18 protein-coding genes and 1 tRNA gene are annotated in these 22,059 nt (G+C 54.2%); 11 read left to right on the top strand and 8 right to left on the bottom strand.

Annotated features, from left to right (window positions below; translation table 11 throughout):
• Nucleotides 1–25: 25 nt before the first annotated feature.
• The gene (locus tag KG007_RS06580; RefSeq protein ID WP_213347797.1) at nt 26–925 is read right to left on the bottom strand and encodes a DMT family transporter; all 900 of its coding nucleotides are present in this window, start codon (nt 923–925) and stop codon (nt 26–28) included.
• A gap of 32 nt (nt 926–957) precedes the next feature.
• Complete coding sequence (gene lysA, locus KG007_RS06575; protein WP_195460425.1) at nt 958–2,121, bottom strand: diaminopimelate decarboxylase; 1,164 nt, start codon at nt 2,119–2,121, stop codon at nt 958–960.
• Nucleotides 2,122–2,375: 254 nt separating this feature from the next.
• Here lysA and lepA point away from each other — a divergent pair, with 254 nt between their 5' ends.
• The 4 genes from lepA to KG007_RS06555 all read left to right on the top strand — a co-directional run bounded on the left by lepA (nt 2,376) and on the right by KG007_RS06555 (nt 7,766).
• Nucleotides 2,376–4,166, top strand: a complete 1,791-nt coding sequence (lepA, locus tag KG007_RS06570) for a translation elongation factor 4 (RefSeq protein ID WP_213347796.1) — start codon at nt 2,376–2,378, stop codon at nt 4,164–4,166.
• A gap of 4 nt (nt 4,167–4,170) precedes the next feature.
• Nucleotides 4,171–6,078, top strand: a complete 1,908-nt coding sequence (locus KG007_RS06565) for an AMP-dependent synthetase/ligase (RefSeq protein ID WP_213347795.1) — start codon at nt 4,171–4,173, stop codon at nt 6,076–6,078.
• 65 nt (nt 6,079–6,143) lie between these two features.
• A tRNA-Gly gene (locus tag KG007_RS06560) sits at nt 6,144–6,216 on the top strand.
• A 320-nt stretch (nt 6,217–6,536) separates the two neighbouring features.
• Complete coding sequence (locus tag KG007_RS06555) at nt 6,537–7,766, top strand: site-specific integrase (RefSeq protein ID WP_213347794.1); 1,230 nt, start codon at nt 6,537–6,539, stop codon at nt 7,764–7,766.
• 76 nt (nt 7,767–7,842) lie between these two features.
• Here KG007_RS06555 and KG007_RS06550 read toward each other — a convergent pair whose 3' ends face one another.
• Both KG007_RS06550 and KG007_RS06545 read right to left on the bottom strand, forming a co-directional pair.
• Complete coding sequence (locus tag KG007_RS06550) at nt 7,843–8,148, bottom strand: helix-turn-helix domain-containing protein (protein ID WP_195499315.1); 306 nt, start codon at nt 8,146–8,148, stop codon at nt 7,843–7,845.
• 1 nt (nt 8,149) lies between these two features.
• A complete protein-coding gene (locus KG007_RS06545) occupies nt 8,150–8,317 on the bottom strand; it encodes a helix-turn-helix domain-containing protein (protein WP_213348303.1) in 168 nt (55 codons plus the stop codon).
• Nucleotides 8,318–9,500: 1,183 nt separating this feature from the next.
• On the opposite strand from KG007_RS06545, the gene KG007_RS06540 reads away from it, so the two are divergent.
• Nucleotides 9,501–9,857: a plasmid mobilization protein gene (locus KG007_RS06540; RefSeq protein WP_213347793.1), complete on the top strand. Its 357-nt coding sequence runs from the start codon at nt 9,501–9,503 to the stop codon at nt 9,855–9,857.
• Between the two features lie 2 nt (nt 9,858–9,859).
• Entirely contained in the window at nt 9,860–11,278 is a 1,419-nt protein-coding gene (locus tag KG007_RS06535) for a relaxase/mobilization nuclease domain-containing protein (RefSeq protein WP_213347792.1), read from the top strand.
• Nucleotides 11,279–11,890: 612 nt separating this feature from the next.
• Here the strand turns inward: KG007_RS06535 and KG007_RS06530 are convergent.
• Nucleotides 11,891–12,781, bottom strand: coding sequence for a HEPN domain-containing protein (locus KG007_RS06530; protein WP_213347791.1), 891 nt, complete (start codon nt 12,779–12,781; stop codon nt 11,891–11,893).
• Nucleotides 12,782–13,493: 712 nt separating this feature from the next.
• On the opposite strand from KG007_RS06530, the gene KG007_RS06525 reads away from it, so the two are divergent.
• Together KG007_RS06525 and KG007_RS14075 are read left to right on the top strand one after the other, a co-directional pair.
• Nucleotides 13,494–14,459, top strand: coding sequence for a hypothetical protein (locus tag KG007_RS06525; protein WP_213347790.1), 966 nt, complete (start codon nt 13,494–13,496; stop codon nt 14,457–14,459).
• A gap of 478 nt (nt 14,460–14,937) precedes the next feature.
• The gene (locus KG007_RS14075; protein WP_317194930.1) at nt 14,938–15,018 is read left to right on the top strand and encodes a DUF6549 family protein; all 81 of its coding nucleotides are present in this window, start codon (nt 14,938–14,940) and stop codon (nt 15,016–15,018) included.
• A 96-nt stretch (nt 15,019–15,114) separates the two neighbouring features.
• On the opposite strand, the gene KG007_RS06520 is transcribed toward KG007_RS14075, so the two are convergent.
• Nucleotides 15,115–15,624, bottom strand: a complete 510-nt coding sequence (locus KG007_RS06520) for a hypothetical protein (RefSeq protein ID WP_213347789.1) — start codon at nt 15,622–15,624, stop codon at nt 15,115–15,117.
• Nucleotides 15,625–15,895: 271 nt separating this feature from the next.
• The gene (locus KG007_RS06515) at nt 15,896–17,380 is read right to left on the bottom strand and encodes a DUF4925 domain-containing protein (protein ID WP_213347788.1); all 1,485 of its coding nucleotides are present in this window, start codon (nt 17,378–17,380) and stop codon (nt 15,896–15,898) included.
• Between the two features lie 499 nt (nt 17,381–17,879).
• Here KG007_RS06515 and glpK point away from each other — a divergent pair, with 499 nt between their 5' ends.
• Both glpK and KG007_RS06505 read left to right on the top strand, forming a co-directional pair.
• A complete protein-coding gene (gene glpK / locus KG007_RS06510) occupies nt 17,880–19,373 on the top strand; it encodes a glycerol kinase GlpK (RefSeq protein WP_213347787.1) in 1,494 nt (497 codons plus the stop codon).
• Between the two features lie 12 nt (nt 19,374–19,385).
• Complete coding sequence (locus KG007_RS06505) at nt 19,386–20,129, top strand: MIP/aquaporin family protein (RefSeq protein WP_195460391.1); 744 nt, start codon at nt 19,386–19,388, stop codon at nt 20,127–20,129.
• A gap of 37 nt (nt 20,130–20,166) precedes the next feature.
• On the opposite strand, the gene KG007_RS06500 is transcribed toward KG007_RS06505, so the two are convergent.
• A complete protein-coding gene (locus KG007_RS06500) occupies nt 20,167–20,727 on the bottom strand; it encodes a flavodoxin (RefSeq protein ID WP_213347786.1) in 561 nt (186 codons plus the stop codon).
• Between the two features lie 164 nt (nt 20,728–20,891).
• On the opposite strand from KG007_RS06500, the gene KG007_RS06495 reads away from it, so the two are divergent.
• Complete coding sequence (locus tag KG007_RS06495) at nt 20,892–21,788, top strand: helix-turn-helix domain-containing protein (RefSeq protein WP_195460387.1); 897 nt, start codon at nt 20,892–20,894, stop codon at nt 21,786–21,788.
• Nucleotides 21,789–22,059 lie beyond the last annotated feature (271 nt).

The following is a 22,059-nucleotide window of genomic DNA, read 5'->3' as shown; positions in this document are numbered from 1 at the left end:
CAAATTAAGATAAACCGCTGAAACTCTACCGTGATCCCAGCCAGAGGAAGACCATGCCGACCAGGATAAAGGCCAGGTCGACGGCTTTGGAACGCAGGTTGCGCTCGCGGAACAGTACGGCGCCGCAGAGGAACGATACCACAACCGAACTGCGGCGAACCATCGACACGATGGAAATCATCGCATCGGGCTGGTGCAGGGCGTAAAAGTAGGCGAAATCGGCCAGTACCAGAAAGACCGAAATCAACGGAATAGCCCAACTCCAATGGAACGGAGTGGTCGTGCGGCGGCGCGGCCACCAGAGAATGCCGATGACCACCGACATCAGGCCGAACAGATAGAGGTTGCACCATCCCTGCACGAAGACCGGATCGAGGCGCGACATGATAAATTTATCGTACAAGCCGCTCGCGACAGCCGCAACAGCCGCCACCGCAATGAAAATTATCCAGATGTTGTGACGGAAATCGACACCTTCGCGCCGGCCCGAACGACTCAGCAGGAAGAGCGACACGAGTGCAAAGGCGACGCCGGTCCACTGGTAGGCGTTGAGCCGCTCGCCGAAGATCAGGAGCGCACCGATGAGCACCATAACGGGGCGCGTGGCGTTGATCGGGCCGACGATGGTGATGGGCAGGTGCTTCATGGCGAAATAGCCGAAAATCCACGAGGTGAGGACGATGGAGGATTTGAGCAGCACCAGTCCGTGGGCGGAAAGCGTACCGGGCGAAGCAGCCAGCACCGTACCGTCGAACCATCCGAAGCCGCATTCTGCCGAAATGATCATCGGCAGCAGGAAAAGCGCTGAAAAAAAGGTGTTGAGCAGCAGTACGGGCAGCACGGCGTTCCCGGTGAGGGCCTTTTTCTTGGCCGCATCGTAGAAGCCGAGCAGCGCTGCGGAAGTGAATGCGAGGGTGAGCCACATACGAAAGGAAAGGCGGCCGGAGCCGCCTTCATCTATTTGATCTCGTCGCTGTAAACGGCGCCGGGAAGGTCGTGTAAATTATAGCGCGAAGCCATCGACATGCCGTAGGCTCCGGCGGATTTGATCGTCAGCAGGTCGCCGCGGTGCGTCTTGCGCAGGGTGACGTTTTCGTCGAACACGTCCGTCGATTCGCAGGCCGTACCGACCACCGTATATTTATCGCGCACCTCGTCGTCCTTGGCCGTGATATTCTCGATGTTGTGGTAGGAGCCGTACATGGCCGGACGGACCAGCTCGGTCATCGAAGCGTCGACGATCACCAGTTTGCGGCCCGTGGCGGTGGTCTTGTTGAAGAGCACCGTCGTGATCAGTTCGCCGCATTCGGCGACGATCGAACGGCCGAACTCGAAGTGCACCTCGCGGTCGCCGATGCGAAGGTGGTTGTGGACGATCGAGAACAACGAAGCGAAATTGGGAATCGGCTCGTTCTCGGGAACGTCGTAGTTGACGCCCAAACCGCCGCCCACGTCGACGAACCGGAACTTGCAGCCCAGTTTCTCGAGGTTTTCGACGATGACGTTCACCTTGTTGCACATGTTTTCGAAGACGTGCAGTTCGCGGATCTGCGAACCGATGTGCAGGTGAATGCCGATGATGTTGACGTTCTTGAGCGACTTGATCTCCTTGGCGTGTTCGAGGACCTCTTCGTAGGAGATGCCGAACTTACTGTCGGCCTGGCCCGTGTCGATACAGTGGTTGGTCTTGGGGTCGATGTCGGGGTTGATGCGCAGCGCGATGTCGGTCACCTTGCCGGCCTCGGCCGAAAGGGCGTCGACGAGTTCCAGTTCCTGGATCGACTCGCAGTTGATGGCCAGGATATTCTGCTCGATGGCATACTTCAGCTCCTTATCGCGTTTGCCCACGCCCGCATAGACGATACCCTTGGGGTCGAAGCCCGACTCGATGGCTTTGCGCAGTTCGTTGCCCGAGGCGCAGTCGATACCCAGCCCGTATTCGCGGATGACTGCGAGCAGGTGGTCGTCGTAGTTGGCCTTGATGGCGTAGTGGACTTTATAGCCGTATTTTTTCGACTCGTAGACGACGCTTTCGAGGGTCTGGCGCAGCAGCGCCATGTCATAGAGGTAGAACGGGGTTTCATAGCCCCGGAGCTTGGATGCGATTTGTCTGCTTAACATGTATACCTAACTGCTTGATTGAAGTCGCAAATATAAGTGTTTCGGTTCAATTCAGCAAATCGAATCCTACTTAAATGTATGGGAGACCGATAAAACCGGATAAAAACACCCACGAAACGAACTTCCGTAAATTCAAAATAATTCGTATATTTGCGACCAAATAAACAGCCGCCAGGCAGGCGGCTCTCCGGAACAGCCCGAACAAAGGCCGTTCCGGGAGAGGGCCGGGACTGCCTTCGCACACATTTTTACATATGAAAAATATCCGAAATTTCTGCATCATAGCCCACATCGACCATGGTAAGTCGACGCTCGCCGACCGCCTGTTGGAAAAGACCAACACGCTCAACCAGCGCGAAATGCAGTCGCAGGTGCTCGACGACATGGACCTCGAACGCGAGAAAGGAATTACGATCAAGAGCCATGCTATCCAGATGGAATACACGGCCCGCGACGGGCAGCAGTACACGCTCAACCTGATCGATACCCCGGGGCACGTAGACTTCTCGTACGAGGTGTCGCGCGCAATCGCTTCGTGCGAGGGGGCGCTGCTGGTGGTCGACGCGACGCAGGGCATTCAGGCGCAGACGATTTCGAACCTCTACCTCGCCGTGGGGCACGACCTGGAGATCATCCCCGTGCTGAACAAGATCGACATGGATTCGGCGATGATCGACGAAGTGAAGGACCAGGTGATCGACCTCATAGGCTGCAAGGACGAAGACATCCTGCTCGCCTCGGGCAAGACAGGACTGGGCGTCGAAGAGGTGCTGGAGGCTATCGTACACCGGATTCCCGCTCCCAAGGGCGACGAGAACGCACCGTTGCAGGCGCTGATTTTCGACTCGGTATTCAATCCCTTCCGCGGCATTATCGCCTATTACCGGGTATTCAACGGCACGATGCGCAAAGGCGACCACGTGAAATTCTTCAACTCGGGCAGCGAATACGACGCCGACGAGGTGGGCGTGCTGAAACTCAAGATGCAGCCCCGGCAGCAGATTAAGGCCGGGGACGTGGGGTATATCTGTTCGGGGATCAAAACCTCGGCGGACGTGAAGGTCGGCGACACGATCACCTCGGTGACCAATCCCGCCAAGGAGGCCATCGCGGGTTTCGAGGATGTCAAGCCAATGGTCTTCGCGGGTGTTTACCCCGTCGAGGCCGACCAGTATGAAGACCTGCGTGCCTCGCTCGAAAAGTTGCAGCTCAACGACGCGTCGCTCACGTTCGAGCCGGAGAGTTCGCTGGCGCTGGGCTTCGGATTCCGCTGCGGATTCCTCGGACTGCTGCACATGGAGATCATCCAGGAGCGGTTGTACCGCGAATTCGACATGGACGTTATCACGACCGTTCCCAACGTATCGTACCGCATCACCACGACGCAGGGCGACATCGTCGAAGTGCACAACCCCTCGGGGCTTCCGGAAGTGACGAAGATCGACAAAATCGAAGAACCTTATATTCAGGCGCAGATCATTACCAAAGCGGAGTTCCTGGGCAACGTCATCAAACTGTGCATCGATAAGCGCGGGGTGATGAAAAACCAGACATTCCTCACGCAGGACCGCGTGGAGGTCAATTTCGACATGCCCCTCTCGGAGATCGTCTTCGACTTTTACGACAAACTCAAAAGCATTTCAAAAGGTTACGCCTCGTTCGACTACCACCGCACGGGATTCCAGCCTTCGAAACTGGTCAAGCTGGATATTCTGCTCAACAGCGAACCGGTGGACGCGCTTTCGTCGCTCACCTACACGGACCACGCCTATGATTTCGGACGCAAGATGTGCGAGAAGCTCAAGGAGCTGATCCCGCGCCAGCAGTTCGACATCGCCATACAGGCCGCCATCGGCGCCAAAATCATCGCCCGCGAAACGGTGAAAGCCGTACGCAAGGACGTGACGGCGAAGTGCTACGGCGGCGACATTTCGCGTAAGCGCAAACTGCTCGAAAAACAGAAGAAAGGCAAGAAGCGCATGCGCCAAATCGGTAACGTCGAAGTACCCCAGTCGGCATTCCTCGCCGTGCTGAAAATGGATTAGAGCCATGAAAAAGACCATCATCGACCTCTTCGAAGCCTCCGTATGGAAATACGGGGCCAAAACATTCCTGCTGGAAAAGCGACACCGCAAATTCGAACCCACGACTTACGCCGAAACCCGGGAACAGGCGTTGGAAGTCGGAGCGGGACTTGCCTCGATGGGCATCCGCCCCGCAGACAAAGTGGCGATCCTGGCCGAAGGCAGCAACGCATGGATCATCTCGGAACTGGGATTGTTCTACGCCGGAGCCATCAGCGTACCCCTGTCGGTGAAACTCGAAGAGTCGAACGACCTGCTGTTCCGGCTGCGGCACGCCGAGGTCAAGGCCATTTTCGTATCTAAACACCAACTGCCGAAAATTCGCCGCATCCGCGCCGAACTGCCGCAGTTGGAACACGTGATCGTTCTCGGGCACATTCCGCTGGAGTCGGGTGAGACGGCCTACGGGACGCTGAAACGCATGGGGCGCGATTATCTCGCCAAGAACAAGGAGGAATTCATGAAGATCGGGCAGGCCATCCAGAACGACGACTACGCCTCGATCACCTATACGTCGGGAACGACGGCCGACCCGAAGGGCGTCGTGCTGACGCACCGCAACTACACGGCCAATGTCGAGCAGTCGCTGTCGCGCATCGACATCCCGTCCCATTACCGCACGCTGATCATCCTGCCGCTGGACCATTGCTTCGCGCATGTCGCAGGATTCTATATCGTGATCGCCTGCGGCGCATCGGTGGCAACGGTTCAGATCGGCTCGACGCCGATGGAGACGCTCAAGAATATTCCGCAGAACATCCGCGAGGTGCAGCCGCACTTCCTGCTGTCGGTTCCGGCGCTGGCCAAGAATTTCCGCAAAGGCATCGAAAGTTCGATACGCGCCAAAGGCAAGTTCACCGAAGGACTGTTCAACCTGGCGCTCCGCACGGCATATATCTACAACCGGGACGGATACAGCAAAGGGCGCGGCTGGCGCATCGTGCTCAAACCCGCCGTTGCGCTGTTCGATGCCATCCTGTTCCGAAAGGTGCGGGAAGCGTTCGGCGGCAGTTTGCAGTTCTTCGTCGGCGGAGGGGCGCTGCTCGACACGGAGTTACAGCGTTTCTACTATGCCATCGGCATCCCGATGTATCAGGGTTACGGACTCTCGGAAGCGACGCCCGTGATCTCGGCCAATTCGGGCAAATATCACGGACACAAATTCGGTTCATCGGGCAAGATACTCATTCCGCTCGATCTGAAGATTCTCGACGAGGAGGGGAATGAAGTTCCCCGCGGACAGAAGGGCGAAATCGTGATCCGCGGCGAGAACGTCATGGCCGGATATTGGAAAAATCCCGAAGCTACGGCCGACACCGTGCGCGACGGATGGCTGCACACGGGCGACATGGGCTATGTCACGGAGGACGATTTCCTGTATGTATTGGGACGCTTCAAAAGCCTGTTGATTGCATCGGACGGCGAGAAATACAGCCCCGAGGGGATGGAAGAGGCGATTGTGGACAAATCGCCGTATATCGACCAGATCATCATCCACAACAACCAAAGTCCGTTTACGGGGGCGATCGTGGTTCCCAACCGCGAGGCGCTGCGCCGCGAACTGGAAGCCCGCAAAACGCCCGAAGCGGAGCGCGCCGCCGTTGCAGCGGAGATCATCGGGGGTGAGATCGACCGTTACCGGGCCGGAGGTCCTTATGCCGGAGAGTTCCCCGAGCGGTGGCTGCCCGTAGGGCTGGCTATTGTAGACGAGGCCTTCACGGAGCAGAACGGGTTGGTGAACAGCACGATGAAAGTCGTCCGCGGGAAGGTCGAAGAGCATTTCCGCAGCCGGATCGACTATCTCTACTCAGCCGACGGACGCAACCTGAAAAATCCCGAAAACCTCGCATCGCTGAAAAAAATCGTGGATTAAGCGCTATTTTCGGGGGCCGAAAACTTGACAAATAAAAAAAACGGAGTAACTTTGTACTCCGTAATGCGGAAATAGCTCAGTCGGTAGAGCATCAGCTTCCCAAGCTGAGGGTCGCGGGTTCGAATCCCGTTTTCCGCTCAGGAAGCCTTGAGAAAGAGGCGGCAATAAAGAGCAAAAACCTTATGTATCAATGATATGTAAGGTTTTTTCGTTTTTAGGTTGAAGCCGTAAAAAGCAACGGAATGCAGGTTTTTACGACCTTATCGGTGACCTGTTTCGCTCACACCTAAAATAGGTCACTAATGTAAGTTATTGCATTAATTATCAGCTTTTTGCCCCGCAACAATTCTATGCTGTAAACGTATTACTAACAAACTATTTACAGCAGTATGGAAAGAAAGACTTTCAACAAAGTTGAAGTTCATTCTCGCCTCGGCATAGCTCGAACAAGTTCGGCTATGCCCTCGGCTCGGCGAACTTTCAGCGTGGTTTTCTTCTGCAAGAAGACCAAAGTAACGAAAAAGGGCAAGGCCCCGATCTATGTGCGCATCAAGACCTGCGGCACGGCTACGGAGATTTACACGCGATGCCAAATCGAACCGGAGCGTTGGAATCAACGGCTTGAACGGTCTCTCTATAAGGACGAGATAGACCAACAGATCAACAGCATCGTCGCCAGCTACCGGGCCAATGTCCTCGCGGCCTATGACCAGTTAATCAAGGAGGGCAAAGAGCCGACGTGCTTTGCGATCAAACACCGGCTTGAAAACCCCGCGGGCAATGCGCGGCAGTTCCTTGCCGAGTTCTCAAAATATTGCGACAAGCGGCAGAAAGAGGTCGGGATACGCATTACCCAACTGACGGCGAACAAGTATCACCGCCTGCTGCGGTATCTAAAGGAGTATATGCAGGCGCAGTATAAGAAAGAGGATTTGCCGCTGGACAGGGTGAATTACGAATACCTCGACGGACTGAACACCTTTATCCAGACGGCCCACAACTGCAAGACCAACGGCGCGGTCAATCTGTTGTGCTGTCTTAAAAACTTTATGCTGTACGCCATTCGTAACGAGTGGATCGAAAAGAATCCGTTTCAGTACTACAAGCTAAAGCCTGAACACAACAAGTCGAAAGACCACCTAACCAAATCGGAATTGGATGTTTTGATAACCAAACCTATGCCCAACGAGCGGATAGAACGCATCCGGGACGTGTTCGCGTTCTGCTGCCTGACGGGACTTGCCTTTACGGATGCCGACCACCTGCGCCCGGAACATATCAGCGCAGACGACAACGGGCAGTTGTGGATTCACAAACCCCGCGAGAAAACCGCCGTAATGAGCCGCATCCCTTTGTTGCCGCACCCGGTGAAACTTCTGCGAAAGTACGAACACGACCCAAATTGCAGACAACGCGGAAAGATGTTACCTGTACCGAGCAATTCGAAGATGAACGCCTATCTGAAAGAACTGGCGGGCATCTGCAATATCGACAAGACGCTGACGACGCACGTCGCCCGGCATACGTTCGCCTGCCTTGCCGTGGAGTATGGGATGCCGATAGATGTGCTGGCAAAAATCCTCGGCCATACCAATACCAACATGACACGGCATTATGCCAAGTTCTCGGAGGGCTTGATCGGCCGGGAGATGCAGAAGATCGGCAGTATCTTCGCTAATCCGGCATGATAGTACATGAAGAAAGGTGGAGCGCACGGGATTCGGAATGATCCCTGACGCGCCCCGCCTTTTCATTTACACCAACCTAAAACGGGTCTTGGGCAGGTCTGTAATTCTTTGTCAGCGTTTCCCGAATCGCTGATTCGGGATAGAGGATGTTACGCTCGCTTATTGCGACAAACGGTATCTGCCGCGTATCGCGGAGCGTCTGCAAGGTTCGGGGAGAGATGTGCAGCAGATCGCAAACCTCGCTGCCCGTCAGGTTGTTCTCCGCCCCGACCGGAGGACGATAGTTCTTATCGGCCAGTTGCAGGGTTTCTTCGGCCCGGTCGATCATAGCGAGCAACTCCCGGACTTCCTCGCTCTCCATCGTTAAATAGTCCGATTCCATGTTACACCCCTTTTCTGATTGTCCGCGTCCGCAGAAACCCGGTTACGTCGGTTTCCCGGTAGAAGAACTTACCGCCGACATTCGAATAGGGCAGTACCCGCTTGTCGCGGTAACTTTGGAGCGTGCGCTTGGAAATCCGCAATCGCTGACAAACCTCCGCCCCGTCCAGTCAGCCGTCGGGCGACGGCGGGTTGTACCGCTTCCCGGTTCGTTGTGATTGAGCAGCCAATGTTTTCAGCCGTTCCGTGAGCGCTCTTCATACGCGCTCGTCCATACAAATACTTGTCATAAAAATTTGAATTAAATAGGTTAATAATAAATTTCATTTGCAAGGTAATACCGAACCGGAGGTTTCCGGATATATGGCCGCTCCATGCCGCCCAGACCGTCCGCCCTCGTTCTCTATTGCAAATCCGGCGGCAATATAAGGGACGCCCCGTTGTTTTGATGCTGTTTACGCCCTCGTTCTCCCTCGATCGCCCTAATTGGCCCCATGAATCGGGCGGATTCCGCGGCATAACTCCCGGCCTCTCCCCTCGGCGTTCCTGCAAACTTGGCGGCAAGATAAGGGCAGCGTCCCGACTTGGTGCTGTCCGGAGAGTGAACGGTTATGAACGGTGCTAATTGACCCCGAAAACCGGACAAAATCAGCCGCAGTTTCGGGGTATCAGTGCCAAAATCAAACATCCGGACGTTTTGTCCGTACTACGGAGCAGTTCCGCGCAGCAGGGCGCAATAATATCAGGCGTGTAACAGATTGGAAAATTGTGTATTATCTTCGCCGCAAATCTTAAAATCCGACACATTTATGACTACCCGAACCATCCATTTCACTCCGGCGATCTTCCGCCCGTCGTGAAGAGCCGCCCGCCCTGAAATCAACTCTCCGATCTCTCGCCTTTCGGGGTACTGACTTTCCCGCTCTGTCCGCCTGCGCCTTTGCGTGAGCGTCGATGCGATACGTCCCGCCTTTGCCGCCCGCAGCCTCCGCCGACTATATCCGGCGGGTCTTGCGGGCCAGCTTCGGCGTGCCATGTCCGGGGCTTCGGCCCCGGCATCGACCGCTCCCGAAACGGGAGGAAGCAAGGTTGTGTTTTCGTGCCACAAAAATCCGTCTCCGACGTTTTTTGCGACCACTTCAAACAACCTTGCTCTGCGAGGCCATCCCATTCGGACTGCTCCCGGTGCGGGTCGCATTCCGAAACGCTCGCCGCTCCCTGCGGTCGCCGCGGGCTTGGGATTCGGGGCGTCTGCGACGCGGGTTTACGACCGTGCCCGCTTCACGGGTTTTACCCGGTCATCCGGCAGCGGTCGGACGTGCGGCCATGCGCTGAACTAACACGGATTTGCACATGGCCGAGAACCGAAAGAACAAGGGCGGCAGACCGCCCAAAACCGCCGCCGCAAAGCACTCCCAAACTGTCCGTTTCCGCGTAACGGCCGCCCAGATGCAAACCCTGCAACAAAGCGCAGCGAAAAGCAGGCTGACCCTGTCGGAATACGCCCGGCAAATGGTGCTTGCCGGAAAGGTCATCGCCCCGACCAGCCCCGAAGAACTGAGCCTGATTGCCGAACTGACCCGCGAGAAGAACAACCTGAACCAACTTGCCAAAGTCCAAAACGCCGCAGGAGCCGCAACGCGGGAAGCGGAACTGATCCGGATCATCCGGTTTTACAATCGGATGATTGCCAAACTGAAAAGAGAGTAGCAATGATAGGAAAGATCGTAACGGGCAAATCGTTCGGCGGAGCCGTCGAGTATGTCCTCAGGAAAGAGAAAGCCCGCCTGCTGGACAGCGACGGGGTAGATACAGAAAGCATCCGGTCGATAATCGACGATTTCAACTTCCAGCGCAAGGCCCGCCGGGAGATCGCAAAGGTCGTGGGGCATATCTCGCTCTCGTTCCATCGGGACGATGCACCGAAGCTGACCGACGAACGGATGCGGGAACTGGCGGCTGCCTACATGGAACGCATGGGAATCGCCGATACGCAGTATATCGTCGCCCGGCACAACGATACGGAGCATCCCCACCTGCATATTATCTACAACCGGGTGAAATACGACCGGACACTTGTGGCGGATAAGAACGAGCGCCGCCGGAACGTCAAAGTCTGCAAACAGCTTAAACGCCAGTACGGGCTGACATTCTCCAACGGCAAGCGGGACATAAAGACTGAACGGCTCCACGGAACGGACAAGGTGCGGCAGGAGGTGTTCGACGCCATAACCCGCATCCTGCCCAAATGCGACCGGATCGCCGACCTGTCGGCCAAGCTGAAACGGCAGGGGATCGGCATGCAGTTCATCCACCGGGGCAACGACCCGAAGAAAGCGGTTCAGGGTGTAACCTTTACCAAAGACGGACTGACATTCAAAGGTTCGCAGGTAGGCCGCAAATTCAGCTATGCCGGATTGTCGAAGATGATCCGCGAACGGGTCGAGACGTTGGCACGGGAAGCAGCCGACGAGGAGATCAAATACATGCGGGAAAGACAGCGGGAGCAGGAACGCAACACAACGCCGAAGCCGCGGAAAGTCGAAAGACCGCAACCGCCGCAGATCAAACGGGAAGAAACACCCCGCCTGCAACAGTCGCGGCAGATGCAACCGGCTTCAGCCGAACCGAAACCCTCCGCACCACAGCAGGTCGAAATCGGCGGTACGCGCTTTACGCAGGCGCAATGGCGGCAATTGCAGGAGAACCGGACGCTGCGGATAATCGTTCGCCGCAGCGATGCAAATATGCTGCGCGAATACTGGTTCGACAATGCAGGAGGGGTGCAATACACCCTTATCGCCCTGCGCCGCAGGGATGAAGCCTTTACCCGTGAATTGGTTACGGCGATAAAAGGCTGTCGGCTGACGGTGCAGGAACAGAAACAGTTGTATTCCGAGCAGGGGTTGATTAAGGCGTTCCGCAAGCAGGACGGAACGGTTTACCGATCCCGGTTCGGGGTGGAATCAAAGCCCGGACAGAAAGATATGCTGACCGAGTGCGTATTATCCGTGCAACAGCCGCAAGAGGTGAAGCCCGACACAAAGCCACAGGTCAAATCGGAACAGCAACAGAAACCGAGGCCGCAGGTCAGAAGTTACCCGACGAGAAAACGAGGAAGGCATTTTTAGCTTAATCTATTTTTGGATAACCACGCGGGATTACTACTTTCGGTGCTTCCGCCCGAATGATCGAAACGCTCGGATTTGTTGCAGAAAATCAGGTATAAAAATCTTTATTTTCCTCTTGTTGTTGATATTCAGCACTTTACGATTTTCACTTTTATAATAAGTGAAAATAAATTCGATTTTTTATTAGGAAGTTGAAATAAGGTGGAATTGATAGAGTATTGATAATCAATATTTTGCAATTTGGGCGATAGCCTTTGATTTTGGCAATAATGGGTGAAAAAAGGAGAAAAGAGGAGAAAAGAGGAGAAAAGAGGAGAAAAGAGGGTTGTGTTAACTTATATTATATTGATAGTCATTAATTTGCGTTTTTTCACTTTTATAGAAAGTGAAAATAAATTGCATTTTTTTTAACGACATCAAAGAGAGGATTAAACTCGCTGCCACTATCAGCGAGTCGAAAATATCCTTGATGCTGTTGAACCCCGAATCCATAATCAATGTTAAAATGGTGAATAGACAAATATAATAAAATTTTTCGCTACAACAAATGGTGCGGCAAAAACGATCCAAAACCATAGAATAGGTTCTATACCTGCTTGGGCTGTTGCAAGGTCATTTTTTCATCAGACACCCATATTCGGCGATCCGCTCTTCGCAGACCTTTTCCACAATCCCACGGAGTAGTTCGATCTTGGGGACAAGGGCGTCGATGTCGGATTTCGTTACAACAAACTTATCGTTGTAGCGTGCCTCCAGATAGGCGCGGCGCAGCAGGTCGAACAGGCGTTTTTCTTCGTCCGTGTCGCAGGGGAATACTTTTGCCAGTTCCAAGGTATAGGGCTTGCATTTCCCGATCAGAAATTCAAGATCATGTTCTTTATACCCGTAAAGAATATAAACCAACGGGATAGCTTTTAGAAAATACTCGGCAGCTTGGTGAAGATAAAAAGATGCTTGGACAAATCTGTTTTTGTGGATGTTAGTAATAGCGTCATCAAAGAAATATGTAGCGCGAGTATATTTGCTTGTATAATACTCTTCCGCCATTTTCTTTATCTCGGCATAATCCAACTCTCCGGGCGTTGCTAACTGACATTCGCCCGAATCGTAGAGCATGATACCCTTTGCGACGATCTCGACGTAGAAATAACGTCCCATCGTCAGGGCGTCGTTCAGCTTGGAGATGCTTTCGTTGATAATCTGGGGTCGGGGCAGGTTCTCGTCGTTCTTCCCGGCTGCAAACCGCTCCCTAACGCGGGCCTCTACCGTGCTTTCCCTTTCTCCCAGCCGACGCTTGGTAACGACCAGCAGATCGTAGTCGCTCATGTAGATTGTCCGCACGCCGTAGTCGCGCCGTTCGTCGCGTTCGACATAGGTATTCGCCGCATAACTTCCGTATAGGATAATCATAACGACATCTTTCACCTCGTCGCGGATCAGTGCGGCCAATTCGTGTAAATCCCGCTGTTTGCGTTCGGGCAGAAAGTCGATGGAGTTCTTCATACCCACAAAATTAGCAAGATTTTTCCAAAAACACACGGCCCGTTAGTATTAGATTCGAAATTGTTCGTATATTTGTTTCACGATTCCTTGAAGCAGTTTCGTTGTATAGGGGCGGCAGAGGCCGTCCGGGAACAAACTGGCAAGCAACTACTATGCAAACTTCAAGGAATTATCTCGATTCGGCATAGCCGACGGACATAACATATAAAGGGTAAACAACTCTTTATACCGTTAAGCAAACGTGGAAACCTCTTTCGGGAGGGTTTGAATCAGGTATAATAGTTGTCAGTCCTTGTTATGTCCTGCCCTTTACGGGCGGGGCAGACAAGGGCGCAGGACAGCTTACTGATTCGGGTTTTCCACGACCTGCTTAACGGGGCTGCAAATGCGCCCCTTTTTTATTTCCATCCGGGGCGCACTCACACAATCTCAACCCCGGCATTATGTCACGGCACATCAATCGAAAAGAGGCGTTTTTGGCATCCGTCGGCCCTTGGCCGGCGGGCATTGCCGTGTCTGCCGGGGGCTTCACAAGGACGGCGGACATGGCCCTGAAATCTGGTAGTAACACGCAAGTAATCCCGTGCCCGGCCGTCCTTTCTTTTTTACTTCTGCGGATGCGGGCGACCGAAACGAATTCTTCAATCTGTGAAGTTGCGTCACTTGATTGTTTCGGCCCCGCATCCGCTTTTTAATCCGACAACCACAAACTATGGAACCAGCCTTTACCCTCGGTATCCTGTACGGCTGCGGCTGCGGTTTCCGCACGGCGCAGTATTTCGAACAACTCGCCGCATACTATCTGAAATCCATGTCGCGCGTCCGGGTGCTGATTGCCCTGACGGGCAAAGCCGAGCGGTCGGTTGCGTCCTGCCTTTTGGAACAACGGGCGAAGCACTCCGGGTTGGAGGTCGCCGTCGTGCTGACGGCCCGACAATGGCGGGAATATCTGCAAAACGTTTCGTACGGCAAAGCCGCCGAATGCAACCCGATTATCGACGCGGCGGATCGTCGGGAGGTGATGGAGCGGTGCGCGGAGCGTTTTTCGCCTCCGGAGCTGTTCCGGCTGTTTATCGAGCGTTGCGACCTGCTCGTTTTTCAAGAACACCATGCCGGGGCGCAGATGGTTGGACTGCTGCGCGAACTGCTGACGGATATGGCCGTGCCGCTGCCCGTGCAATACGAACTGCTCCATCCCGGCTATGCGAGCCTGCATTATCCGGCCGACCGGAAGCAGTACCGAATATACGGAGGCCCTTATTACGATCCCTATCAGGAGATTCGGCAAAGCGTCGCCTACCTGCGGCGCAATAATTTCGTGATCCGGGCGGACCATCTGCCGACGGTCTTTGTGCGTAAATGGCAGTCCGAGCCGCCGCCGGGGTGGTATCATTACCTGACGACCCCAGACGATACGGACCTAATATTCCGCCTGCGGGAAACGCCGCGCCACGATCATCTTTCGCTCAAGGTGTTCGCATACGCCTATGCCGTAAGGCATGATATGTGGGCGGGAGGCCGGGAAACCCCGTCGGGAGCCGACGCGATAAGACGGTTCCGGCAATTCCGGCAACTGTTGGAGATCATAGCCGCCCGGCGGGAAGCGGGGGAGCGGGTGGAATCGTTCGACCTGATGGATTTCGACGGGTACGATAAAATACTTCGCCAAAATAGATAGAATAAAAGATTTGTTTATGTCTAAAAGATTGTGTATCTTTGTATTGACGCATAGAAATGCAGCAAGGCGCAAAAGGTGAGCTACTTATCGGTGACCTAAAAAACCAAAGAACGCCGTAACATATTGATACATAACGGAAAGAAACCCAAGGTTCGGTTTCCGTTTTCCGCTCAAGAGAGAAATCTCAGGCATTTCTTCACATTTACCTCATATTCAGCGTGTTATAAAACACGTTGGATATGTTTTTCTCGTTCATATCATCAGGTGCTTTCTGGTGCGATCTCTGAAAAAGGCCGAAAAATAGGTTATTATTCGCCAAAATGTTGTCCAAAAATGGCTCAAAAAATTAAGAGATGGCTACGTTTAAGACTTGTGTATTCAAAAATCATCTGCGTAAGGATGCGAAATCAGGATTCCGGTAACGCTTCGCCAGGCAGTATGGATTGAGTATAAGCGGCGATAGATATTCTGGAAACGCGTGAAAACCGTACACCAAACCATATCCAGCGATAATCCCTTTGTCGAGATAAAATATTCGGAGTACATAAAAATCCAATAATAAGAGTTTGCTTTAATCTGCTGGAAAAGGCTTCAGGCAGATTGATAGATGATCACTTGTCCACCTTATAAACAGTGTTCGTGTCAATCCGAATATCTAAATTATGATTTTGTTAACAGTAAGCGTTTTTTCGGGAAGTTTGGTGTAGAGTCCCCAAAAATAAAAATTAGTCATACTCGCCGGATGCGCCCCTCCCAATCGCTTGTAAACCAAATTCAATATCATCTTATCGGAATCGGAATCTACAGCCTGCCTCTCGAAAGTGTATCCGGGATCCCCCATCCAATGCTGTCCGATAATAAGGGTGTATTTCACAAAGTCGATTACCGGCAGCTCGACCGCAGGAGGTGCAACGGCCTCGAACTCTTCCATGCTGTTGATCACAAAACATTCGATGTCGCGAGAATCGATTTCGCTGAAATTGAATTCCGGTTCGGGGCGCGAATAGTAACTCGAAGGCAGATAGGTCTTGAAAAAAGCCGAAACGTCCGCGGGGGCAGTGACGGGAGGAGTGCCGATATATTCGGGCTCTTCCGAGTCATTGCATGCGACAAACCCGCCCAGCATTAGCAGAGCTGCCGTCAAAGTCAAAATTTTCGTTTTCATTTTATGATAATTATCTAAAAACTACCGCTATAATTGCCGATGATAAAGTTATTGAAATTATTTGTTTTTCAATGATTTTTGCAATGTTTTTTCAGCGCAGATAAAAACATCATTTTGTAAGCAATGTGAAATCGTTGCGACCTTATATGTTATCTGGAACAACTGCATTATCAACAGATCACTCCGGTAGCCGGATGGAAGGAATCTCAGAAAAAAGGGCGTTGCAGAAAAATTCTGCAACGCCCTTTTAAAACCGGGTTAGTACAAATGGTTACTTTATCCGCAAATGCTGCTTCACGGCCCCGAGATCGGTCCACTTTACCGGATTCAGTCGGGCGGCGTTCATACCGGTACGTTTCAGGGAAGCAGGGCTTGCCGCATTCTTGAAACAGAGGCCCAGTTCGAACTTGTCCGTATTGTCCGCCCAGATCGTCTGGAGGTCCGTGAACTTCTCAAAGCCGAGCAGAAGGAAGACCATGCCCATCATACCCGTTTCGTCGGCCGCAGCTATCTCCTGGAACTTTTCATCCAACAGAGGCATAAAGGTCAGGATAAGGTCCATATAGGGTTTTGCCATCTCCTTATCCACATACAGTTTCAGTGCGCCATTCTCGACCGAATACTTCAGGGGTACGCCCGTCTCCAGCCAATCGAAGATGTTGCGGACAAGGGCCACGTCGATACCGCTCAGGTCCATGTTCAGAAGCCCGTTCCCCAGCAAGACAATCGTCTGTTTGAGCGTCTCATCGTCCATCTCGCGGAAACCCTGCACAGCGGTCAGGATTTCCTGCGGATCGAACGAACCGCCCTGGTCCGACGCCACCTGTGCAAGAATCTGCGCAAGATTGGGAATGATGTAGAAATTGTCGCCGCTGACGTACCAGGTTACCAGATTCTTAGGCGAAGAGAGCCACTGACGGTCGTAAGGGTCGATCGTATAGCCGTTCAATATCTTAAGCATGAACCAGTAAGTCATCTCGTCAAACATCTCGGTAGCTCCCATCTCTTCCATGTAATCGGACATATTCATCCACTCGCCGGTCTCCGAGTTACGCACCTTCGATGTGATGAGTTCCGGATAGTAGAAGGCCGTAAGGTTGCCGTCTGCACCCAGCGTAACATTGGAAAGCACCTCGGAAAGGATATGCGATAATACCGTCGTACCGATGATGGCCAGGTTTCCGCCATTGGGCTGCTTTGCATCGAGAGCCGACCAGGTTAACCGGAACGGTGTGGTGGGCAGCATATTCTCCGGAAAACCGTTTTCATCGAACGTATAAAAATCTTTCGACATCGGCCATGTACCCGACAGGTCGCCCTGGCCGGCTTTGGTCAGCGAGGTAACCACTGCCGAAGAAACTTTTCCTTCGAGCGAAACGTTTCCCTGTGCCGAGACTTCGAAAATCGCAACAGTTTGTTCCGATCTCGTGACCGACGGAGCCCCGAGGCTCACCTTGCCGGAATAGTTATAGGAGCCGTCCTGCTGTTTCGAAAGCGCAACCGGAACGGCAACTTCGGCATAACCGGCCACCACGTTGCGAAGCGTCAGCACACCTTCCGCAGCGCTGCTTGCGGCGATCTGCGCCGAACCGAGTGCGGAAGCAGCACCGTTGAGCGTCAGCGAAAGATCGGCGCCCGAAATCTCCTCCGAAGGAATCTGTTTCCAACGCGTGTCCGGTCCGTTGTCATCGCTACACGCCGTGGTGAAACCGACAATTCCTGCCAGCACCAACAATAAGATAAATAATTTTTTCATGGTCTAAAGTTTAATGAGTATTCAGTTTGATTTGTCAATCGTTTAAAACACATAGCCATAACGGAGAACCCCGTCCCTGAAACAGGATGAAAGAGATGAGCCGACCGGCACGCATGGCGACAACCGCCCGAAAACAGTAAAATTCATTTTGCCCCTAAGGAAACAACCGGATGTCCGTTGATTCGGCGACGCAGGCCGGATGTCTCTGTTTTTTTTGAGTTTTACACTATGATATGTCGGCAAAACTATCGCAAACGCGCCTCCCGGACAAATATATTCAACGAACGGGATCGGTTTTATAATGAATGTAAATTATTTCATCACAAAGCTGAATCCCCGATTGCGGTCCATATTGGATATCCCAGAAACAACTCCACATTTTATTTCGAAAAAAAACCTCACACTTTCGTTTCGAATCCCGTTTTTTTTCATAGTTTTGTATACGGGCGGCTTCAAAGTTGTCCGGCTGAATTCGAAGCAACGATAAAACCGAAAAGATATGGAGCAATACATTTTGTCACTGGATCAGGGAACGAGCAGTTCCCGTGCGATTGTTTTCGACCATAAGGGGCAGATTTGCTCGATGGCCCAGCGGGAATTCACCCAGTATTTCCCCAAACCGGGGTGGGTGGAGCACAATCCGCACGAAATCTGGTCGTCGCAGGCCTCGGTCGTCGCCGAAGCCATCGCAGCCATCGGCATCAACGGCCTGAACATCGCCGGAATCGGCATTACCAACCAGCGCGAAACGACGATCGTGTGGGACTCGGAGAGCGAAGAGCCGGTATACAACGCCATCGTGTGGCAGGACCGCCGCACGTCGGAGTATTGCGACCAGTTGAAAGCCGAGGGGAAAACCGAATACATCCGCGAAAAGACGGGCCTGATCATCGACGCCTATTTCAGCGCCACGAAAATCAAATGGATACTCGACAATGTGCCGGGCGCACGCGAACGGGCCGAAAAGGGCAAACTGATGTTCGGCACGGTGGACACATGGCTGATCTGGCGGCTGACGCGCGGCGAGGTGCATGTGACGGACGTGAGCAACGCCTCGCGCACGATGCTTTTCAATATCCACACGCTCCAATGGGACGAAGAACTGCTGAAGCTGTTCGGCATTCCGGCCTCGATGATGCCCGAAGTGAAATCGTCGAGCGAGGTTTACGGAGCTACGAAAACCACGATTTTCGCCCACAAAGTTCCCATTGCCGGCATTGCCGGCGACCAGCAGGCAGCCCTGTTCGGGCAGATGTGCGTCGAGCCGGGTTCGGTGAAAAACACCTACGGAACCGGGTGTTTCCTGCTGATGAACAGCGGCGAAAAGCCTATCGTTTCGAAAAACAACCTGCTGACGACCATTGCCTGGAAAATCGGCGACAAAGTCAACTATGCCCTCGAAGGAAGCATCTTCGTCGGCGGCTCGGTCGTACAGTGGCTGCGCGACGGGCTGGGCATTATCCGTTCGTCGTCGGAAATAGAGGCGCTGGCGGCATCGGTTCCCGACACCAACGGCGTTTATTTCGTGCCCGCACTGACCGGACTGGCGGCTCCGCACTGGGACCAGTACGCCCGGGGTGCGATCAGCGGCATCAGCCGCGGTACGACGGCAGCGCACATCGCCCGCGCGGCGCTGGAGGGGATTGCCTACCAGACGCTCGACATCGTGACGGCGATGCAGCGCGACGCGGAAGTCACGCTGGTCGAACTGAAAGTCGACGGCGGCGCGGCGCGCAACAACCTGCTCATGCAGTTCCAGGCCAACCTGCTCGACACGAAAGTCATCCGTCCCTGCGTGACGGAGACCACGGCGCTGGGAGCCGCCTACCTGGCGGGACTGGCCGTAGGGTACTGGTCGAGCATCGACGAGATCAGGCAGCAGTGGCAGGCGGAGCACGTCTTCGAACCGGCCGCCGACCGCAAGCCGATCGAGACGGCCATAGCAGGCTGGGAAGACGCCGTAAAGCGGGTATTACACAACAGGAACGACTAAACGGAAACGGATATGGAAATCACATTCTTCACCAAATGCCTGTTCGAGTTCATCGGGACGCTGGTGCTCGTACTGCTGGGCGACGGGGTGGTCGCATCGACCGTCCTCAAACGATCGAAAGGCTTCGAAGGCGGCTGGGTCGTGATCACGATAGCCTGGGGCCTGGCCGTGATGTGCGGCGTGCTGATCGCAGGACCTTACTCGGGCGCACACCTCAATCCCGCGGTTTCGGTCGGGCTGGCCGTGGCTGGATCGTTTCCGTGGGCATATGTCCCGGGCTACATCGCAGCGCAACTGCTCGGCGGATTCTGCGGAGCCGTATTGGTATACATGTATTATAAGGACCATTTCGACGCGACGGACGACCCGGCATCGAAACTCGGCGTCTTCTGCACGATGCCTGCCATCATGAACAAGCCGCGCAACCTCTTCTGCGAAGTTGTCGGCACGTTCCTGCTGGTGTTCGTGATCCTTGCCATCGGCAACGAGCAGAACACCCCGGAGATCGGGTTGGGCAGCCTGGGAAGTTTCCCGGTGACGATGCTGATCATGGCGATCGGCATGTCGCTGGGCGGCACGACGGGTTATGCGATCAATCCGGCCCGCGACCTGCCGCCGCGGCTGGCGCACGCCGTCCTGCCGATCCGGGGCAAAGGCCCGAGCGGATGGGGTTACAGTTGGGTTCCCGTGGCGGGGCCGCTGCTGGGCGCATTGGCCGCCGGATTGATATACGGCTGCGTCTACTTTTGCAGTTGATAAAAAAAGAGCTTCGGTTTTCCGAAGCTCTTTTTCATTATTTGCCCAGCCCAAGGCCCCGGACCCATTTGTCGACGGCGTCTTTCGAATTGCGCACCGCACCGCCGCGGACAGGAAGCCCGTCGGCAACGGCGGACTGCGGACAGAGTTTACGGATGTCGGCCTCGCTGCGGCCCATGCGGCTGCCTTCGTGGGTCATGAACGGCACGATGGTCTTGCCCGCAAAATCATAGGAGGCAAGGAACGTCGCCACGGGAGGTGCGACAGTGGCCCACCAGCAGGGCGAGCCGACGAAAATCACGTCGTACTGCGACATGTCGCCGACCCGGGTTTTCAGGTCGGGCCGGGCTCCCGCCTCGATTTCCCGCTTGCCCTGGTCGACCACGGCCTGGTAGTCCGAAGGGTAGGGTTTGACAGGGACGATTTCGAAAAGCTCCCCGCCCGCGGCCTCGCCGATCTGCCGCGCCAATTCGCGGGTGTTGCCGCTGTGGGAGAAATAGGCTACCAATACTTTTTTGGCAGGCGCCGGCTGCGGCTGGGCCCCGGCCCCGGAAGCGGCGAAAGCCGCCATCGTTGCTAAAATCAATTTTGTTTTCATCGTTTTTCCATTTACACAATTCCACTCGACAAAAGTAGGGCCCAGTATACCCGGCAACCTTACCCGGATTACGGTTCGTCGTACCATAATTACCGATTCGGCGTCAGGGGCGGAGCAGAGGCCGAAAATTATGCTATCTTTGCCGTAAACAAAACGAACGGATTATGGACACGGTGGTTAAATACGACAACATCTTCCAGTACAACGAATCGCGCGGCATCGAGACGCTGCATCCGCTGGTGAGCGTCATCGACTTCTCGAAGTGCGGACCGGCCCATTACGAACGGCAGGTGTACGGGTTCTACACGATCTTCCTCAAGGACGTGAAATGCGGCGACCTGCGTTACGGGCGCAACTACTACGACTACCAGGAGGGCACGCTCGTCTTCCTGGCCCCGGGACAGGTGATCGGCTATGAAAACAACGGCCAGACCTACCAGCCCAAAGGCTGGGCCCTGCTGTTTCACCCCGACCTGCTGCGGGGCACGTCGCTCGGGCGCAACATCTCGGGTTACACGTTTTTCACCTACGAAGTGAGCGAGGCCCTGCATCTTTCAGAGCAGGAGCGGCAGGTCGTGCTGGACTGCCTGCAAAATATCCAGTCGGAGCTGAAACACGCCATCGACAACCACAGCCGCACGCTGATCGTCTCGAACATCGAGCTGCTGCTCAATTACAGCACGCGGTTCTACGAACGGCAGTTCATCACGCGCAACAACATCAACCGCGACGTGCTGGCGGGATTCGAACGCCTGCTGGGCGACTATTTCCAGGGAGACCGCCCCGAGCAGGAGGGAGTGCCGTCGGTACGCTGGTGTGCGGAGCAGCTGCACCTGTCGGCGAACTATTTCGGCGACCTGGTGAAGAAGGAGACCGGCAAGTCGGCGCAGGAGTACATCCAACTCAAAGTCATCGACATCGCCAAAGAGCGCATCTTCGACACCAGCCGTTCGATCAGCGAAGTGGCCTATTCGCTGGGGTTTCGTTACCCGCAGCACTTCACGCGCCTGTTCAAGAAGGTAGTAGGGTGTTCGCCCAACGAATACCGGACCGCTAACTGACACAAAAACCCTTCCGTGACACGGAAGGGTTTTTCACACACAAACATTAACAATACAAACAATGCGACGGCAGAAATTCCTGTTTTCATTGTTTCCGGGACAAAGGTCGTGCAAAATTCCGGGGCGCGCAATCGCTATTAGTAGGTATTTCGCCTTCGGAGATTACCGTTTCACCTGCCGTTCAAGGGAGTAAGGCGTTTTTTTATTTTGTAATTCAAAATAATGCACTATCTTTGCAGGCGAATTCCAACGAACAGGGCGACCGTCCTGT

It is taken from the genome of Alistipes montrealensis (assembly GCF_018362775.1).
GTDB lineage: Bacteria > Bacteroidota > Bacteroidia > Bacteroidales > Rikenellaceae > Alistipes > Alistipes montrealensis.
The sequence above is the reverse complement of the archived record's forward strand: the minus strand, read 5'-3'. Positions and strand labels throughout refer to the sequence as shown.

Excerpts from the sequence above, each read along its gene's own strand:
- KG007_RS06505 (WP_195460391.1), top strand. The coding sequence starts at position 19,386 with ATGGAAATCACATTCTTCACCAAATGCCTGTTCGAGTTCATCGGGACG.
- KG007_RS06530 (WP_213347791.1), bottom strand. The coding sequence starts at position 12,781 with ATGAAGAACTCCATCGACTTTCTGCCCGAACGCAAACAGCGGGATTTA.
- KG007_RS06525 (WP_213347790.1), top strand. The coding sequence starts at position 13,494 with ATGGAACCAGCCTTTACCCTCGGTATCCTGTACGGCTGCGGCTGCGGT.
- glpK (WP_213347787.1), top strand. The coding sequence starts at position 17,880 with ATGGAGCAATACATTTTGTCACTGGATCAGGGAACGAGCAGTTCCCGT.
- KG007_RS06495 (WP_195460387.1), top strand. The coding sequence starts at position 20,892 with ATGGACACGGTGGTTAAATACGACAACATCTTCCAGTACAACGAATCG.
- KG007_RS06550 (WP_195499315.1), bottom strand. The coding sequence starts at position 8,148 with ATGGAATCGGACTATTTAACGATGGAGAGCGAGGAAGTCCGGGAGTTG.
- KG007_RS06580 (WP_213347797.1), bottom strand. The coding sequence starts at position 925 with ATGTGGCTCACCCTCGCATTCACTTCCGCAGCGCTGCTCGGCTTCTAC.
- lysA (WP_195460425.1), bottom strand. The coding sequence starts at position 2,121 with ATGTTAAGCAGACAAATCGCATCCAAGCTCCGGGGCTATGAAACCCCG.
- lepA (WP_213347796.1), top strand. The coding sequence starts at position 2,376 with ATGAAAAATATCCGAAATTTCTGCATCATAGCCCACATCGACCATGGT.
- KG007_RS06555 (WP_213347794.1), top strand. The coding sequence starts at position 6,537 with ATGCCCTCGGCTCGGCGAACTTTCAGCGTGGTTTTCTTCTGCAAGAAG.
- KG007_RS06515 (WP_213347788.1), bottom strand. The coding sequence starts at position 17,380 with ATGAAAAAATTATTTATCTTATTGTTGGTGCTGGCAGGAATTGTCGGT.
- KG007_RS06535 (WP_213347792.1), top strand. The coding sequence starts at position 9,860 with ATGATAGGAAAGATCGTAACGGGCAAATCGTTCGGCGGAGCCGTCGAG.
- KG007_RS06500 (WP_213347786.1), bottom strand. The coding sequence starts at position 20,727 with ATGAAAACAAAATTGATTTTAGCAACGATGGCGGCTTTCGCCGCTTCC.
- KG007_RS06565 (WP_213347795.1), top strand. The coding sequence starts at position 4,171 with ATGAAAAAGACCATCATCGACCTCTTCGAAGCCTCCGTATGGAAATAC.
- KG007_RS06520 (WP_213347789.1), bottom strand. The coding sequence starts at position 15,624 with ATGAAAACGAAAATTTTGACTTTGACGGCAGCTCTGCTAATGCTGGGC.
- KG007_RS06540 (WP_213347793.1), top strand. The coding sequence starts at position 9,501 with ATGGCCGAGAACCGAAAGAACAAGGGCGGCAGACCGCCCAAAACCGCC.